16 protein-coding genes and 2 pseudogenes are annotated in these 15803 nt (G+C 68.0%); 14 read left to right on the forward strand and 4 right to left on the reverse strand.

Features of this window, described 5'->3' with window-relative positions; translation table 11 throughout:
• The first annotated feature begins 350 nt into the window (after positions 1 to 350).
• Positions 351 to 1256, forward strand: a complete 906-nt coding sequence (locus Raf01_RS18325) for a serine hydrolase (protein ID WP_203919118.1) — start codon at positions 351 to 353, stop codon at positions 1254 to 1256.
• Here Raf01_RS18325 and Raf01_RS18330 read toward each other — a convergent pair.
• Positions 1242 to 2210: a LysR family transcriptional regulator gene (locus Raf01_RS18330; RefSeq protein ID WP_203919119.1), complete on the reverse strand. Its 969-nt coding sequence runs from the start codon at positions 2208 to 2210 to the stop codon at positions 1242 to 1244. The genes Raf01_RS18325 and Raf01_RS18330 overlap by 15 nt on opposite strands.
• A gap of 107 nt (positions 2211 to 2317) precedes the next feature.
• On the opposite strand from Raf01_RS18330, the gene Raf01_RS18335 reads away from it, so the two are divergent.
• The 6 genes and pseudogenes from Raf01_RS18335 (at position 2318) to Raf01_RS18360 (ending at position 5621) form a co-directional block, all read left to right on the forward strand.
• A complete protein-coding gene (locus Raf01_RS18335; protein ID WP_203919120.1) occupies positions 2318 to 3304 on the forward strand; it encodes an MBL fold metallo-hydrolase in 987 nt (328 codons plus the stop codon).
• 170 nt (positions 3305 to 3474) lie between these two features.
• Positions 3475 to 4278 carry a hypothetical protein gene (locus Raf01_RS18340; RefSeq protein ID WP_203919121.1) on the forward strand — a complete coding sequence of 268 codons (804 nt, stop codon included), beginning with the start codon at positions 3475 to 3477 and terminating at the stop codon, positions 4276 to 4278.
• Between the two features lie 94 nt (positions 4279 to 4372).
• Entirely contained in the window at positions 4373 to 4513 is a 141-nt protein-coding gene (locus Raf01_RS18345) for a hypothetical protein (RefSeq protein WP_203919122.1), read from the forward strand.
• Positions 4514 to 4550: 37 nt separating this feature from the next.
• Positions 4551 to 5093 (forward strand): annotated as a pseudogene (locus tag Raf01_RS18350) (NsdA family TPR-like regulatory protein); the annotation flags it as partial.
• Complete coding sequence (locus tag Raf01_RS18355) at positions 5090 to 5269, forward strand: NUDIX domain-containing protein (protein WP_203919124.1); 180 nt, start codon at positions 5090 to 5092, stop codon at positions 5267 to 5269. The pseudogene Raf01_RS18350 and the gene Raf01_RS18355, both read left to right, overlap by 4 nt.
• Before the next feature lie 97 nt (positions 5270 to 5366).
• On the forward strand, positions 5367 to 5621 hold the full coding sequence (locus Raf01_RS18360) for an NUDIX hydrolase (RefSeq protein WP_203919125.1): 255 nt from the start codon (positions 5367 to 5369) through the stop codon (positions 5619 to 5621).
• Between the two features lie 100 nt (positions 5622 to 5721).
• On the opposite strand, the gene Raf01_RS18365 is transcribed toward Raf01_RS18360, so the two are convergent.
• Positions 5722 to 6669: a phosphotransferase family protein gene (locus Raf01_RS18365; protein ID WP_203919126.1), complete on the reverse strand. Its 948-nt coding sequence runs from the start codon at positions 6667 to 6669 to the stop codon at positions 5722 to 5724.
• Between the two features lie 284 nt (positions 6670 to 6953).
• Here Raf01_RS18365 and Raf01_RS18370 point away from each other — a divergent pair, with 284 nt between their 5' ends.
• From Raf01_RS18370 to Raf01_RS18385, 4 genes and pseudogenes are all read left to right on the forward strand, one after another.
• Entirely contained in the window at positions 6954 to 7355 is a 402-nt protein-coding gene (locus Raf01_RS18370; RefSeq protein ID WP_203919127.1) for a hypothetical protein, read from the forward strand.
• Between the two features lie 137 nt (positions 7356 to 7492).
• Positions 7493 to 10402 carry a tetratricopeptide repeat protein gene (locus Raf01_RS18375; RefSeq protein ID WP_203919128.1) on the forward strand — a complete coding sequence of 970 codons (2910 nt, stop codon included), beginning with the start codon at positions 7493 to 7495 and terminating at the stop codon, positions 10400 to 10402.
• Between the two features lie 3 nt (positions 10403 to 10405).
• The gene (locus Raf01_RS18380) at positions 10406 to 10789 is read left to right on the forward strand and encodes a Het-E N-terminal domain-containing protein (protein WP_203919129.1); all 384 of its coding nucleotides are present in this window, start codon (positions 10406 to 10408) and stop codon (positions 10787 to 10789) included.
• Between the two features lie 435 nt (positions 10790 to 11224).
• Positions 11225 to 11782 (forward strand): annotated as a pseudogene (locus Raf01_RS18385) (transposase family protein); the annotation flags it as partial.
• A gap of 55 nt (positions 11783 to 11837) precedes the next feature.
• Here Raf01_RS18385 and Raf01_RS18390 read toward each other — a convergent pair.
• Positions 11838 to 12236, reverse strand: coding sequence for a PH domain-containing protein (locus Raf01_RS18390; protein ID WP_373319537.1), 399 nt, complete (start codon positions 12234 to 12236; stop codon positions 11838 to 11840).
• Between the two features lie 878 nt (positions 12237 to 13114).
• Here Raf01_RS18390 and Raf01_RS18395 point away from each other — a divergent pair.
• The 3 genes from Raf01_RS18395 (at position 13115) to Raf01_RS18400 (ending at position 15006) form a co-directional block, all read left to right on the forward strand.
• A complete protein-coding gene (locus Raf01_RS18395; protein ID WP_203919131.1) occupies positions 13115 to 13978 on the forward strand; it encodes an AfsR/SARP family transcriptional regulator in 864 nt (287 codons plus the stop codon).
• Positions 13979 to 14510: 532 nt separating this feature from the next.
• On the forward strand, positions 14511 to 14645 hold the full coding sequence (locus tag Raf01_RS50575; protein ID WP_275412999.1) for a hypothetical protein: 135 nt from the start codon (positions 14511 to 14513) through the stop codon (positions 14643 to 14645).
• Between the two features lie 127 nt (positions 14646 to 14772).
• Positions 14773 to 15006 (forward strand): hypothetical protein, encoded by a 234-nt coding sequence (locus Raf01_RS18400; RefSeq protein ID WP_203919132.1) that lies wholly within the window; start codon positions 14773 to 14775, stop codon positions 15004 to 15006.
• 22 nt (positions 15007 to 15028) lie between these two features.
• Here the strand turns inward: Raf01_RS18400 and Raf01_RS18405 are convergent, their stop codons facing one another.
• Positions 15029 to 15781 carry a pentapeptide repeat-containing protein gene (locus Raf01_RS18405; RefSeq protein WP_203919133.1) on the reverse strand — a complete coding sequence of 251 codons (753 nt, stop codon included), beginning with the start codon at positions 15779 to 15781 and terminating at the stop codon, positions 15029 to 15031.
• Positions 15782 to 15803 lie beyond the last annotated feature (22 nt).

Raw genomic sequence — 15803 nt, forward strand, 5'->3', positions numbered from 1 at the left:
CCGCCGCGGGCGCCACATCGCAATTCGAGGTGTACCAGGGTTCTTGATGAGGTCCTCTCGACTCAGAGGACGGCTCATGCCACCGTTGGTATTGCTCAACTCGAGGCATCACCAGTCGTCGCGTGCAGCGCCTGACGACAAGCCAGCGTCGGCGCCCGCCGGTTTCGCAGGGCATCGCTGGAGACACCCGGGTGACGCTGTGGTGGAATACGGTCGCCAGTGCCACAACGTACGCCGCGTTCTACCGGGACATAACGGGGGGCGAACAGTTGAGACTGTTCGCCCTTCGCAGGCGACCACGGTCACCCTGGCGGGGCTGACCAATGGGAACAACTACGAGTGACCGGTGGATGAGATGGGCGGTGGTTTGGTTGGCGCGCGGCGTTGACGCGGTCGCGGCGGAGTTCGCGGCGGTCGGTGTGACCGGCCGGGTTCATGTTCGGGACGTGGATGATGACCGCTCGCAGGTCGCTCTCGACGCCGATGAGCGGGTGGTACTGGCCTCCGTGTTCAAGGTGCTGCTGGTGCTCGAGTACGCCCGTCAGGTCGTCGCCGGGCAGTTGGACCCGACCGAGCGGGTACGGGTGGGCGCGGCGGACCGGCTGGGCGGGGTCGGTACGGCGGGCTGCGAGAACGAGGTGGACATCAGCTGGCGGGACCTGGCGATGTTCGCCATGTCGTTGAGCGACAATACCGCCGCCGATCTGCTTTTGCGCCGGGTCGGTCTGGACACCGTGCAGACCTTGACGACGGAGTTGGGGCTCGCGTCGACTCGGATCACGGGTGGGCCAAGGCAGCTGGTGGCGTCGATGTTCGCGGATCTGGGCGCCGCGGACGAGGCGGAGTTCGCCGCCATCTTCCCGGCGTTGCGCGCCGAGCAACTCGCCGGGCTAACCGTGCTGGACCCGCGACGGACCTCTGCCACGACGCCCCGCGACATGACCCGGCTGCTGTCGCTGATCTGGCGCGACCAGGCCGGACCGGCACCGGCGTGTGCCCAGGTGCGTCGGCTGATGAGCCAGCAGGTGTCGTGGCACCGGTTGGCGGCCGGGTTCGATGATGAGGTGGCGGTGGCGGCGAAGTCCGGGACGGTGCTCGGCGTACGCAATGAGATCGGGGTGGTGCGCTACCCGGATGGGCGGCGGTACGCGGTGGCGGTGTTCACCAGTGATGGTTGGGGGGTGCGCCGCCCCGACGTGGACCGGGCGATCGGGCGGGCGGCGCGACACGCGGTGGACCGGCTACGGAATGGATAGCCGCTCCGGGAACACCACGTTCCACGGCTTCGGGGTTCCCGCAGGTGCCGGTGGACCGAGCCGACCGCGGCCGCCGTCAAGGACGTGGGCGACGATCTCGCCGAACCGGTTCGCGGCGCCTGCCATCGGCCCGTCCCGCCAGGCCGTGGACATCCGCCAGACGAGCGGGATGCCGGTCAGTGGTCGCCATACCACTCTCGGCTCCTTCTGCGCGATGGCACCGTGATCGAAGGCCACGGCGTCGCCGCCCGCCACCAGTCCGAGCAGGAACTCGGCGTTGGCGGCGTGCTGGAGCCTGGTGAGGCGGAAACCGTGCCGGTGGCAGGTGTGCAAGGTTTCGTCGTACAGGCCCGGGGCGGCTTCACGGGGAAACAGCACGAGCCCGTACCCGGTGAGGTCGGCCAGCGCCACCTCGGTGCGCTCGGCGAGCGGGGAACGGCGCGACAGCACTACTCCCTGAACGATGGAGACCTCCGGTCCGAGCCTCAGGTCGCCGGTGTCGACCGGGTGCTGCAGCAGCCCGACATCGAGGGCGCCACGGTCGAGCAGGTCGAGCTGGTCGGTGGTGGTGGCGGCGCGCAGCTCCAGATCGATATCCGGTTCGGCGGCGGCGAATGCGGTCGACAGGGCGGCGAGCACGCCTCCCGGGGTATCCGGTGGAATACCCGCCCGTAGTACGCCGGTCTGGCCTGAGGCGGCTTGACGCACCAGCGACCGGGTGGCGTCGACGCGGGTGACGATGTCCCGGGCAGCGTTGACGAGGACGTCTCCGGCCGGAGTCAGCCTGACTCGGCCGCCGGAGCGGTCGAACAGTTGTGTGCCGTACTCCTGCTCCAGCCGGCGGATGCGCTGGCTCAACGGCGGCTGGGTGATATGCAGCCGTGCGGCGGCCCGGCCGAAGTGCAGCTCTTCCGCGACGACCAGGAAGTAGCGCAGGTGCAGCACAAGGTCCACGCTGCCACGATATCCGTTCGGATATCGTCGCCTAAAGATCTTGGACTTGGACATGCCCGTCATCACTCTGGTTGTCTCACCCGCGGAGACGACCAAAGGAGCAACGCATGACATCCAACGATCGCCGATTCCCCCTGACCCGGCGCCGGCTGCTGGGGGCATCCACCGCGGTGGCCACAGCCACCATCGCCGCCGAGGTCGCCCGGCCCACGAGCGCGGTCGCGGCCACCGTCTCGGCCACACCATCCTGGCAGGGCGCCCCAGGCTCCTCAGGCGTGCACCTACGCTGGCTCGGCAACAACGCTTGGGAGATCACGTTCGGTACCACCACGATCCTGATCGACCCGTGGCTGACCCGGTTCAAGACCGGCACCTACACCCCTGAGGGCATCCGTGACGACACCCCGCTGACCGTCGACCCGACCAAGATCGACCCGTACATCCGCGGCGCGAACCTGATTCTGGTCTGCCACGGCCACTACGACCACATGACCGATGTGCCGTACATCGCGGCGCGAACCGGCGCCACCGTGCTCGGCACCGAGAGCCACCACAACATGCTCCGGGCTCTCGGGGCCCCGGCCAGCCAGTTCTGCACCGTCCGCGGCGGGGAATACCTGCAGTACGACGGCTTTACCGTCGAGGTCTTCCGGTCGCTGCACTCGATGACCGGCGCCAGCAAGCAGGTGCCGTACCCCGGCACCCGGCCGGGCACCGTCCCGCCCCGACCCACGACCGTCGCCGATCTCGTCGAAGGGGACACTCTCGCCTACCAGATCACCATCGGCGAGCGATTCCGCATCCTTGCCCTCAGTACAGCGAACTTCGTCGAGCGGGAGCTGTCCGGACTCCGTCCGGACCTGGCGATCGTCGCGGCGGGCGGCGGCACCGTGCACGACTACGTCGGTCGCCTGATGGGCACCCTCGACCACCCGACCTGGGTCCTGCCCACCCACTGGGATGACTTCGACTACCCATTGAACCAGCCGGCGGTCGACTGGGGCGGTCTGCAACCCCTCCAGCAGGCGGTCAAGGCGGCCAGCCCAAAGACGACGTTCGTCAACCTGGACCATCTGGAGATGTTCACGCCGTGACGAGGCCACGCCGTCACGGCGTGGGCGACGTGTCAGCACGGCATGGAACCGAGGAGCAGCTCGTGCCAAGGTGTCGCGTCAGGCAAAAAAGCGGAGTCAGATGTCCCGGGCCAGGCAAGACCAGGACGGTCTAGCTGTGTAGCACGACCCGCAGCGGGGACAATGAAGTCGTGTCCCGACGTGGATGGTGGCTGATCGCCTCCGCCGTAGTCCTGGTACTGACGGTCGAGGCCGGCGTGGCCGCCGTGGTGTGGCAGCACGTCCGGCCTCGGCTGCCCGCGCTCGCCACGGTGACTCCGACGCTGGACCGGGCCGTCTCCGCCGCGGTGACCGATGCCGGCGACAGCGCCGCCGTCGCGGTCAGCGACCTCGTACCCGCGACCTCCTGCCAGAACACCCCCTTCGCCAAGGGCAGCATCTACACCCGATCCGCTGACCTCTACACCACCCCGGGCGGCGAAAACCCCCTCGTCGCTCGGATCGCCGCGGCCCTACCCGACAGCGACCACCCCCAGCGGGGGGCCGCCCTCAGCGGAGGTGCGGCTCCGCTGTCCGCAGACCTCCCCGGCGGGATCCGCCTGCAAGTCGACCAGATCGGAGAGGGCTGGGTCGCTGCCACCGCCAAGACCAACTGCCGCGCCGCCGGCCATCCTGAGGCGAACGCAGGCGCACCGCCCGCAGACACCATCGCCTCGGTCACTGACCTGCTTACTGCTCTCGGCACCACACCGGCCAGCTGGCACACCGACACCGTCGCATGCGCCGGCGGGCGGATCGTCACGGTCGACGCGATCAGCCAGACCACCACCACCAGCAACCTGCCGACCCGCCTGGCCGCCCAGGTACCGGCGGGCGCGCGTCGGTTCACCTCGACCTCCAACCGCCTCGCCTGGCGTACCCCGACCGCCAGCACGATCGTCGCCGCGTCCGACGACGGCACCCACATCACCGTCCAACAGACCACAACGTGCTGAGCGCCCCCGTGAATTCGCCAGTCGTCGGGCGCGGTCGCGACCCCGAGCGTCGGCCAGATGCGGGTCTGTTTCTTGTACGGTGTTTCGCCCGTTCATGAGCTACGACGTCGGCGACCACGGCATGGCCCAACGCCACTTCATCCAGTCCCTCCGCCTGGCCAAGGCCGCCGACCTCGCCAGCTTCGGCGCGCACATCCTGGCCAACATGTCCAGCCAGGCCGTCTACCTTCGATAGCCGAGCGAAGCGGTGAGGCTGGCCCCGGGCCGCCGTCGATGGTGGCCGTGGCCGCGCCCAGATCTCGGTCATGGCCCGCCTGCACACCGCGGAAGCGTGCGCCCACGCCGTCGCCGGCGACGCCCGAGGCTGCACCGCCGCGCTCCGGCTGGCCGAGAACGCCACCGCGAAGGTCGACGGTGCCGAGCAGTCCCCCTGGGCCGGCTACTTCACCCGCGCCCACCTGGCCGGTACCGCCGTGCGCTGCCTGCGCGACCTCGGCCGCGCCAAGGACGCCCTCAACTGGGCCGATCAAGCCCTCGACCTGCCCGACGGCAGCGTACGCACCCGTGGCCTGCACACAGCCCTGATCGCCAGCGTCTACGCCACCTGCCGGCCGGCCGACCCGGAGTACGCCAGCCGGCTCGGCCACGAGGCGATCGACATCGCCCAGCGGGTCCGATCGCGGCGGGTCACCGACCGCATCGCTGACCTGGCGCAACGACTGACCGCCCACCGCGGCAACCCGGCCGTCGACGACTTCCTGGCCCGCGTCGCTGGAGTCATACACCACCCCACGATGGGTACAGTCAACCAATGACCTGGGTCGAGCCGGAAAAGTGGTACGCGCAGCTCGCGACCTTCCACGCCGCGGCCGCTGTGTTCGTCACCGACGACTCCAACCGGATCCTGCTGGTCAAGCCGAACTACCGCGACCACTGGTCGATCCCGGGCGGATACGTCGACCAGCACGAGAACCCGCGCACCCGCCGCTGAACGCGAGCCACGCGAGGAACTCGGCCTCGAGCTTCCCGTCGGTGACCTGCTCGTCGTCGACTGGGCTTCTCCGGCCAGGGCGCGACCCCGCGCCCTGATGAACTTCATCTTCGACGGCGGCCGGCTCACCACCCAGCACCACATCCGGGTCGCCCACGACGAGCTGGACACGTTCGGGTTCTTCGACCGCGAACAGTGCGCGCAGCTGTTACCGCCCCGCGTCGCGCCCAGGATCGAGGCGGCGCTGGCCGCCCCGGGGCGAAGGGCACCACGCTCGACCTCAGCGACGGAGCATCACCGGCAATCGCCTGAGCCGCCCCGTCAGTGGGCGAACATGGACGGACAACGATGACGCTGTGCCTAGGTCGGAGGAGCACCCGGTGGAGGCTCTTGCGTCCGGGTTCGGTGCGGGCGAAGGGCCAGATCGCGGCGCGGTCGTCCGTACCCTGGGCTCAGCGGCCGGCGCTCCAGCGACGCTCATACAGGTCGAACACCTCGTCGAAGGGCAGCCGGTCGATGCCGGCCGCCACGAGTTTGTGGTGGTAGATGGTCGCCTCACGGACCCGCGTGGCCTCGTCCCAGTCCCCGCCGTTGCGGAGGTTGCGGACGCAGTCCAGAACCAGGGACCGGTACCGTTCAAGCCGTAGGTAAGTCTGGTACGCCTTGTGGTCGCTGGCCGAGTCGTTCCAGTCCCGGCAGCTGCCGAGCAGTCGTTGCAGGGCCCGATGCTCCTGCTCAGGCGGATAGGCGACGCGATGCATGTGGCTGGCGATGTCCCACACCGGGTCGGCCCACAGGGCCATCTCCCAGTCCAGGATGAAGTACCGGTCGTCGGCTGTGGCCAGAACGTTGCTGCGTTGCAGGTCGCCGTGGCACAGGCGGAACCTGCGTCCGGCGATGGACAGTGTGAAGTGGCGCGGGTTGAAAACGTCGGCGGGGACCCCCATCGCCTGCAGGCACTGCCTCTCCCCCGCGCTACAGGATTCGTAGACGCCGGTGAGCCACCGCAGCAACCCGCGCACGAACGCTTCGTCATGGGCCGCCTGTGGCCATGGGCTTGCCGGGAGGACAGTTCCCAACCCCTGCTCGTCCACGTCATGGAGGCTAATCATCACGGAACGGATCAGTTCGACGAACGAGTCGGGTATCGGGGTTCCCGCCGGGTGGCGGTCCGCGACGCGCTGACCTGGCAGGAACGAGATGACGCAGTATTCGGGCTGATCGGATCCGAAGATCAGTTCGGGTGTGGGTACGGCTGTGGTCGCGAGCGCGGCGAGCACGGATGTCTCGGCATACATGCGTGGTTCAACGTCGGGGAGCTCAAGATGCCGGCGTACGCGCACCACATAGGTTCTGCCGCCGCGCGCCACCACGTAGTTGTCGTGGTACAGACCCGACATTGGTTGGCACCTGGTGACCGCGTGGTGGAACAGCTGGCGCCACGAACTCTCATCGTCCATCAACACAGCGCCGCCTGCCTCAGGAAGTCTTCAGTGGAAGCCGCCACGGGCCGAGGCGGAGGGATGTGCAGGTCACACAGGCCGTGATCCAGCAGCCAGGACCGCAGTGGACGGCCGCCACCCGGCGCCGGCTCTGTCGGTCTGATCAGTGACGGGTCCAGTCCCGTGATCCCGGCGATGTCGGTGGCCCAGCGGTACTTCGTGATGCCCTGCTGAGCGGCGACGTGGACGACGCCGTGGACGCGGGTCTCGACAAGCCTGTACAGGATCCGGGCCCAGACGTCCTCGTCCGGTATCCCACAACACCGCCGATGATCGCCGCAGTCGACGCCAAATACAAACACGCCACCACGCAGGCCATCAGCAGGGACGACCTGCATCAACTGCTCACCTACGTCACCGCATACCCCATGCCCGCCCCACCCCGCATGATCGTCCACCCGGTGGACGGAAGCTGGACCCACCGCGGCACATCGCATCACACCTTGGTGGATCACCGCGACCCGGTGGTGCGCCTGCGTCCGGGTGATCCCGCCGCCGATCCGCTCTCGCACGATGCAGCCACTCGACCGCAAGTCCGGGCGGACACGACAGGAACTGGCCAACGCAATCTTCGATCACCTTGAAGCCTGGTGCGAACCCTCCTACGACGTATTCGAGCCCGCATCGATGACCGTGTCGCGAGGTTGCGGGCGTTCTCGCATCCGTGTCGAGCACCCCATACCATTTGTGGGATCACTCAACGCTGTGGAGGCCATGTCCGATGCTGCCTCACCACGACAACCCGCCGCGGATCGATGCGCGGTACACGCAGGGCGCGCAGTTCGGCGGCGGCAATGTAATGGTGAACCAGTTCATGGCGGCAGTTCCGGCGACGGCCTGGCCGGTGTACATCGGCCGGTGCCCACTGCAGGCGGATGCGTTCCAGGAACGTCCGGCAATCCAGTCGGCTCTGTCTGCCGCGGATGCGACGGCTGGTGCGGCGGTGACTCGGGTGCTGGTGGGCGACGGCGGTACCGGCAAGACGCAGCTTGCGGCGGCCCTGTTCGACCGGATCCGGCGGAACGGCGTCGACCTTGCGGTTTGGGTCGCCGCGACGTCCCGCGCCAGCGTGCTTGCCGCGTATGCGGAGGCGTTCGTGGCCACCCACCCCGGCGCGGGCACCGGCGAGGTTGAACGCGACGCCCACAGGTTCCTGGCCTGGCTCGCCGCCACGGAACGGTCCTGGATCATGGTGTTGGACGACGTCGCCGACCCGACGAAGCTGTCGGGGTTGTGGCCGGCGGGACGTACTGGTCAGCTAGTCCTCACCACCCGGCGCCGGGAAGCGGCAATCCTGGCACGCGGCGCGGTGGTCGAGGTCGGCGTGTTCACGCCGCAGGAGTCCGCGGCCTTTCTGACGGCGAAGCTGTCTTCTGCGACGCTGCCTCCGGACGCACTGGGCGAAGCCGCCGAGCTCGGCGCGGATCTGGGGCACCTGCCACTTGCGCTGGCGCAGGCCGCCGCCGTGATCGTCAACGACGCTGTCACCGCCGCGGAGTACCGAGCGATGCTGGCCGACCGCACCAGCCGCCTCGCTGACCTGTTCCCGGCTGATCCGCTCGACAGCGGCGACGAGTACGAACACGCGTTGGCCGGTACGTGGTCGCTGGCGACCGAGCGGGCCGACATGCTCGCGCCGGCCGGACTCGCCCGGCCATTGCTGTCGCTACTCGCGGTGCTGGATCCCAACGGCGTGCCGGAGGCTGTGCTGAACAGTGCGGCTGCCTCGGCCTGGGTGACCTCTCGCCCTGCCGGCAGCCCGGCGACGGCTACTGATACCCGGCGGGCGCTACGGAACCTGCACCGGCTCAGCCTGATATCCCACGATCCGACGGATGCGGTGCGGTCGGTGCGGATGCACGCGTTGGCCCAGCGGGCGACTGCAGATAATCTTCCTGCTTCGCGGCTCCCCGGCCTCGTCCGCGCCGCCGCCGACGCACTCATGGGAGCATGGCCACCCGACAAGCGTGATGCCGCCATCGGCCAGGTGCTGCGCGCCAACACGAGTGCGCTCCGCAGCCGGTACGCCGCCGAGCTGTGGTCGTCGGGTCTTCATCCGGTGGTGGCAAGGGCCGGCCAGAGCCTTGGCGACAGCGGGCTGGCCGCCGATGCGTTGATGTATTTCGATGGTCTTGTTGCCGACGCCCAGCGGGTTCTTGGACCGGACCATCCGGATACGTTGTCCGCCCGATACGAACTCGGCTACTGGCAAGGCGAGTGCGGCGACTTCGCCGGCGCCGCCGAGGCCCAGGAGCGGCTGCTCACCGACCGAGTGCGGGCGCTAGGCCCGGACCACCCCGCCACGCTGTCGACCCGGGCTAATGTGGCGTTCTGGCGCGGATACGCTGGCGATCCGAGCCGAGCGTTGGCCGAAACCGAGCAGGTCCTCGCCGACCAGGTACGGGTCCTGGGCGCCAACCACCTCGACACGTTACGGACCCGCCACAACTGTGCTCATTGGCGGGGAACGGCCGGCGATCCCGGCGCCGCTGCCACCGAAAACCAACGGCTCCTCGCCGACGCGTTGCGAGTGCTCGGGCCCGATGACCCCGACACCCTCGACACCCAGCGCAATCTCGCGTACTGGCGGGGCCGGGCCGGGGATGCTGCAGGCGCCGCCGCCGCCCTGGAAGGCGTCGTGGACGCGTACACGCGGCTCCTGGGAGCCGATCACCCGGACACCCTCCACGCCCGCGACGATCTGGCCGAATGGCGGGGCCGGGCGGGCAGTCCGGCAAGGGCCGCAGCGGACTTTGAGCGGCTCCTCGCCGATCGGCTGCGCATCCTCGACCTGGACCACCCGAACACCCTGATCACCCGTCACAACCTGGCCGAGTGGCAGGGACACGCGGGCGACCTGACCGGCGCAGTGGCAACATATCAGCGGCTGCTGGGCGACCAGACCCGGATCCTCGGCAGGGACCACCTGTACAGCCTGAGCACCCGCTGCAACCTCGCCAGCTGGCGTGGGGAAGCTGAGGGAGCCGCGACAGCTGCCGGGCTGCTTCAGGAGCTCGTCGCGGACGCAGCGCGAGTCCTGCCGCCCGACCACCCACAGCTGCTGGTCATCAGGCACAACGACGCGTACTGGCAGGGCCGCTCAGGCGACCCGGCCGCCGCGACCGCAGCCCTTCGCGACCTGGTCGCCGACTGCATACGGGTCCTCGGCCCGCGGAACCCGGACACACTGAACACCCGGCACAACCTCGCCTACTGGCAAGCACGCGCCGGCGACCCGGTGGGTGCCGCAAACGAGTTCACCAACCTGCTGGCCGACCAGATCAGCGTCTCCGGGCCGGACCACCCCGACGTGCTGGAAACCCGCCACGAGCTCGCGACGTTGCGGCAGCTCAACGGCGAATCTGCCGACGCCGCCAGAGCATTCACCGAACTGCACGCCGATCAGCAGCGTGTACTCGGTCCAGAACATCCGCGAACCCTGCTGACCCGCGCCCACCTCGCCGAGCTCGACGGCCACACCAAAGGCGCGGACGAGGCCGTCCACGCATACCGTCAACTGCTGGTCGACGCGACGCGGGTCCTGGGCGTCGAGCACCCTGACACCAACCGGATCCGGGCCGCGCTCGACCAGTGGCTGGACGGGTCCGCTCACATAACCGAAGAGAGGTAATCCGTGGACCCGCTCACGCTTGTCGTGACCGCTCTCGCCACCGGCGCCTCAAGCGGCGCCGGCCAGGCCATGACCACCGCCGCCACCGACGCCTACCAGGCACTTAAACAGCTGGTAGTCCGCAAGTTTGCCGGAAAGCACGCAGCCCAGGTGGCCCTGACCGAGCATGAGACCGACCCCGAGGTGTGGCGGGCCCCGCTGAGCAAGCAACTCACCGAAACCGGGGCCGCCACCGACCCGGCGGTTGTCGAAGCGGCACAGCGGCTGCTGACACTACTTGATCAGGCTGGTGCGAGGGCCGGAAAGTACTCCGTGGATCTCAGCGGAGCCCACGGTGTCCAAGTCGGCGACCACAACACGCAGATCAACCGATTCGGACCGAACTGACGCGACAGCTCACAGCACCACCGGTACCCGATCTAGCCCAGCAACCTGCCGCGGGACATAGCCCAGGTGTGATCTGCGGCATGCGTCTGCCCCGAGATCCGCCAGAACGCCTTAGCGTCCAGGAGCCCACGGAATGGTACTCACCGTGCTTCGCACCCGGTCACCGACCAGGAAAGCGAGACGCGCCCCGCGCATATGGTCGGCATCTGATAGCGCCGGAGGCGAAGCTGCTGCGACCGACGATGATCTTGCAGTGCTTGGCCAGGCGGGCCTTTCACGTGCCGCCAAGCCGTTGCCGTGGATTCCGACGTGAGCGCCGCGGACACCGGCCTGTGTCACAAGTCGGCGACAAACGCTGTGTCCAATGTCCAGATAGGACGAGGCTCCCGGTAGGACATCGGTCGACCAAGATCGAACGCCTGTCGGGAGCCTCGCTTGTTGACCTATCCCGCCAGCATCCCGCTGTCCACTCGCAGCCTGACCTTCCTATCCGAGCTGATCCGCATCCAGCGCATGCAGCGTGGTAACCGGTGGCGGCGGTTGGACCCCGGCCGGCAGTCGTTGTTGGTGCTGGCCCATCTGCGCAACGGTGACACCTACACCCGGCTGGCCAGCGCGTTCGGCGTCGGCGTCGCCACCATCTACCGCTACATCCGCGAAGCCCTCGACCCGCTCGCTGCCGCCGCACCCACCTTGGACCAGGCCGTCTACCAGGCCTCCCGGCTGCTGTGGGTCGTCCTTGACGGCACCCTGATCCCCATCGACAGGGTCGCCGAAGAGCGCCCCTACTACTCCGGCAAGCACAAGCGACATGGCGTCAACGTGCAGGTCCTGGCCGATATCCGCAGCCGGCTGCTGTGGGCCTCATCCGCACTACCCGGCGCCGTCCATGACCTGAAGGCTGCCCTGAGCCACGGCATCCCCGCCGCTCTGACCAAGTTCGAAATCGCCTGCTACGCCGACAACGCGTACCGCGCCGCCGGACCCACTATCGCATCAGGCGGCCGCGCGGAGCGGCATTCTCCGGTTTCGCAGCCGCCCGGACGGGTCACTCGCCCACGATGCGATTCAGAATCTCGTTGTGTACGTGCTGGGCCTTCTCGTCACCCCGGAACTCGACCTCGTAGGTCAGGGTGCCAACGTTGATCCCGATCGTGCCGCTGGAGAAGAACGAGCCGGCGAAGGACTTGTTACTCAGGACGCTGACGCTGTGGATCCGCGAGTACGGCACACTCGTGACGGCCAGCTTCTCCCCCACGAAGGACTTGTCCTGAATGATCACCCGCCGGTCGGTCAGGCCGAGGAACCCGGTACCGATGCCGTGCGCGTCGTACACAGCGAGCAGCCGCTCGCCCGCCACCAGGCCATTCTGGATCTGCTCCAGTTGGTCCTGCCGGTCAAAGGGGATGCTGTCCACTGCGGCCGTCGGCTCACTTGTCGTAGTCACGCTTCTCCGATCAAACCATTGGATGTGCTTCGACGATCGCGCGCAAGTCTGCCACTGCTCCGTGAGCCACGAAGCACCCCTCCTGCCCCCGGTTCCGCGGCGCGAACCACGACCTCAGGCTGTCAAGAGGGGCGTTGCTGGACCCGCGATCAGGGCGCCAACAGCGATGCTGACCCCACCTGCGCACGGTGCGAGCAATGCTCGAAACCTGTGGGTGAGCGTTTGGGGGGCGTACCCTCCCGACAAAAGCCCATGCCTGGAATCGAGTAAGGCCCGCGCGCCAACGCGGGTCGGGAAGGTACACCCGTCAGCGGGGCGGCGAGCATCCGCCTCGCACCCTCTCGCCCTGCTCGCCAGCGACCGCACCGCAAACGTGACCGGCGGCGACTTCCGCATCGATGGTGGACTCGTCCCCACCGTGCCAGGGCCGTAAGCGGTTCGGACCAGGTTCCGTTGCGCAACGCCATGCCACCAGTCTTCGCGCGCGTGTCTGGTCTGCCATCTGCGCCAGCGCAATCATCGCTTTTACCCGCTCGCGCTGACGTTACGGCTCTCATCATGGGCAGCCAAAAGCACCTGTCTCTCTCGCAACCACTGCTCTCTCTCCCGCGTCCACTGCCGACCGCGAGCTGGCGGGTGGCAGGACGATGTGCCGGGATCGACGTAGTAACGGCCGCGAGTGCGGTCAGGTTCACGACCGGAACCACGTTTCCCGCTCTAAGAGCGTCGGGCTCCATCGATGCGTTACACGGGGCACCGCGCTTTTTGCCGGCGCTGCGCCGCCCAGATCCCATCGACGATCACAACCTTGCGTCGCAAGACACATACCGTTAGTGTGACGACGCGGTCAGTCATCTTCACGGGGGAGGCTGCCGTCCATGTCCATACTCGTCCGGTTGCTGGGACCGGTCGAAGTCCGTCGCGACGACATCGTCACGCCGATCGGATCGTCGAAACGCCGAACGATGCTGGCGAGCCTTGCGTTGACTGCGAACCGTCCCGTCTCGCTCGACACGCTGATTGAGGCGCTCTGGTCCGACGAAGCACCATCGTCGGCGACCAAGAACCTCCGCAACCACGCCCACGCGCTGCGCGCACTGCTCGGCGAGCGAGTGGTAACCCACCCGGCCGCATACGAGCTGTGTCTAGCCACCGACGAACTCGACGTCACGCGCTTTCTCGCGCTCGCCGACCGGGGCGCGGACGCATACGCCGCCGACGAGGCTGTCACGGCGGCAGCGGCATACCGAGAGGCGCTCGCGCTGTGGCGCGGCGAACCGGCCCCCGGCGTCCCTCGCACCGCCGCGCTCAGCGCGATAGTCGCGGGCCTGCTCGACAGGCGCTTGAGCGTGTTCGAGGGCTACTGCGACGCAAAGCTGGCCAGCGGTGCGTCCGGCGAGCTTGTCCCGGACCTGCGGCAGCATCTGGTGCGTCATCCGTTCCGCGAACACGCCTGGGGCACGCTCATGCTCGCGCAGTACCGCAGCGGCGATCTGCCGGGCGCCCTGCGTTCGTATGCTCAGGCACGAACTGGGCTGCGCCGAGACCTCGGCGTCGATCCCGGGCCGGATCTGGTCAACCTTCATCGCGCGATACTCAGCCGCGACCCGTGCCTCGATCCCCCTCATCGCGGCGCTCGGCCCTCGCCTCCGGCCTCTGTCAGATGGCCTGGGGGGCGGCGATCCGGTGGGCATCAACAGTCCGAAGCCGCGAGCATGGACGCCGTCGCCCAGGCCGGATGACCCGTTCACTCGGCGCCGCGCTGGCGCGGCCGAGTGATGGGGCCGTTCGTCGACACACCCTAGGACCGGCGCTCCCAGGGGAAGAATCGCTCGGTTCCTGAGCCATCAATGGCGAGGGCATAGTCGAAGCGTGCCCGTTCAGGGCCTGTCCGCACGAAGAAGAGAGGCCGCGCTGATGGCCGCCGCCGCCCTGCACCGGGCGACCACCTGGTTACAGACCGCTGAGTGCAGGGGTCCACCCCTGGGAGGAATCGTCTAGCCTTGGGCTGCCGGGAGATCAGGTTTCCACTGACGTTCCCGACACCGACGAGAAGGGCGCCATGAGGCACACGACGACACCCGCAGGTCAATGATGTCGGGCGACGACGACCGGTACGTCGGGCGCCCATTCGTACGGCTGCTGGACTGCTTCGTCCTATGGGCGGTTGGCGAGCTTCCCGCGGCCCAGGCGGCGTAACTAACCGAGATCACCCCGAACCTACAGCGCGTCTACGGCAGCACCGGAAACTGGCAGAAGATCGTTGCCGAGCAGATGAACTTTCGGGACGGACTACCAGAGAAGCTGCGCGCGATGTGGGACCGGAACACCGAGCTTGCCCGCCAGCGTCACGAGCAGCTGTCCGCACAGGACTGGGCTCGCACGGTTGTCGACCAGAACTTCGTCTGACTGAGCCGCCGAAGCCGCGCCAACGACGACGGCGGCCGTGCGAGCTCTGACGCTCGTACGGCCGCCGCTTCCTCAGCGATCCCAGGGTTCTGCTAACAGTTCGTCCAACCGCTCCTGTACGAGTTTCATGAACAGGTCGACCGCTCGGTCTCTGGAGGCTCCGGTCAATGTCCGCCGCGGCGACTCGTCGTCATTTTGGAGTACGAGCGCCACACTCGAGCTCCCCCGAGAGACCAACTCGAGCTACCAACCCGGCAGCCGGTTCTGGCCGTTCCAATGGATCGAGGGCGGCTGGCTGCTCACGCTGTCCGTGCTCCTGATCGCGGTGACCGTCTGGGTGGTCCGCCGCCGCGCCGTCTGACGCACCGCGACCGCGAAGGTCCTCAGTCCGCGGCGATTTCGGCCGAGGCATCGGCCAGCAACGCCAGCAGCGCCCGGCCGCCCGCGACATCCTTTCGGTTCATCAGGGTACGGAAGAAGTCCTGCTGCCCGTTCGCCAGTTCGTCCAGCCCCAACCGGAGAGCGGATCGGATGCTGCCCCGGTGCGGATCCGCCGCCGGCAACGCCTCGGCAAGGTCCCACGCCCGGCGCAGCACCGGCCCGGCATCCAACAGCAGAACATAGTCCGGACCGGTCGGCAACGACTGCTGACTCAACGCGACACCGTTACGGAAGCCCACGTCCTCGAGCACGGCCCCGCTGAAGTCGTTGCCTCTGAACTCCAGTAACTTCTTCGGATTCGGCGCCATGCCCTCGTACGATGGGGGCCGCCCGTTGAAGACGGCCCCTTCGATTCGTCCGGTGAACAGACAGTCGACGAACTCCCCGTCATGACTGAACATGTCCCTGATCCGCACGTCCCGGAAAGAGCAGTTCACAAACCTGGCCCGGCCGGCGTTCACGCGGGTGAGTTCGGCCTGGTCGAACACACAACCCAGATATTCGGTGTAGTCACCGCCAGCCCCGAAGCTGCCTCCCTTGAAGATTCGCACTCCACTGAAGTCGCACTCGGTAAACCGGCTGGCGGTGACGCCGAACCGCTGGATACGCCTGCCCGAGAAGTCTGCGCGCGTCAGGTCGACCTCGTTCAGTACGAGCCTTTCCTCGACCGGCGGCGTCGACTCCTGAGATCGCATAGGCAAGCTCCTGCTACACGTG

Source organism: Rugosimonospora africana (assembly GCF_016862975.1).
GTDB lineage: Bacteria > Actinomycetota > Actinomycetes > Mycobacteriales > Micromonosporaceae > Rugosimonospora > Rugosimonospora africana.

Coding starts and splice junctions, on each gene's coding strand:
- Raf01_RS18355 (WP_203919124.1), top strand. CDS start 5,090: ATGACCTGGGTCGAGCCGGAAAAGTGGTACGCGCAGCTCGCGACCTTC.
- Raf01_RS18335 (WP_203919120.1), top strand. CDS start 2,318: ATGACATCCAACGATCGCCGATTCCCCCTGACCCGGCGCCGGCTGCTG.
- Raf01_RS18400 (WP_203919132.1), top strand. CDS start 14,773: ATGAACAGGTCGACCGCTCGGTCTCTGGAGGCTCCGGTCAATGTCCGC.
- Raf01_RS18345 (WP_203919122.1), top strand. CDS start 4,373: ATGAGCTACGACGTCGGCGACCACGGCATGGCCCAACGCCACTTCATC.
- Raf01_RS18325 (WP_203919118.1), top strand. CDS start 351: ATGAGATGGGCGGTGGTTTGGTTGGCGCGCGGCGTTGACGCGGTCGCG.
- Raf01_RS18405 (WP_203919133.1), bottom strand. CDS start 15,781: ATGCGATCTCAGGAGTCGACGCCGCCGGTCGAGGAAAGGCTCGTACTG.
- Raf01_RS18375 (WP_203919128.1), top strand. CDS start 7,493: ATGCTGCCTCACCACGACAACCCGCCGCGGATCGATGCGCGGTACACG.
- Raf01_RS18395 (WP_203919131.1), top strand. CDS start 13,115: ATGTCCATACTCGTCCGGTTGCTGGGACCGGTCGAAGTCCGTCGCGAC.
- Raf01_RS50575 (WP_275412999.1), top strand. CDS start 14,511: ATGAACTTTCGGGACGGACTACCAGAGAAGCTGCGCGCGATGTGGGAC.
- Raf01_RS18365 (WP_203919126.1), bottom strand. CDS start 6,669: ATGTCGGGTCTGTACCACGACAACTACGTGGTGGCGCGCGGCGGCAGA.
- Raf01_RS18360 (WP_203919125.1), top strand. CDS start 5,367: ATGAACTTCATCTTCGACGGCGGCCGGCTCACCACCCAGCACCACATC.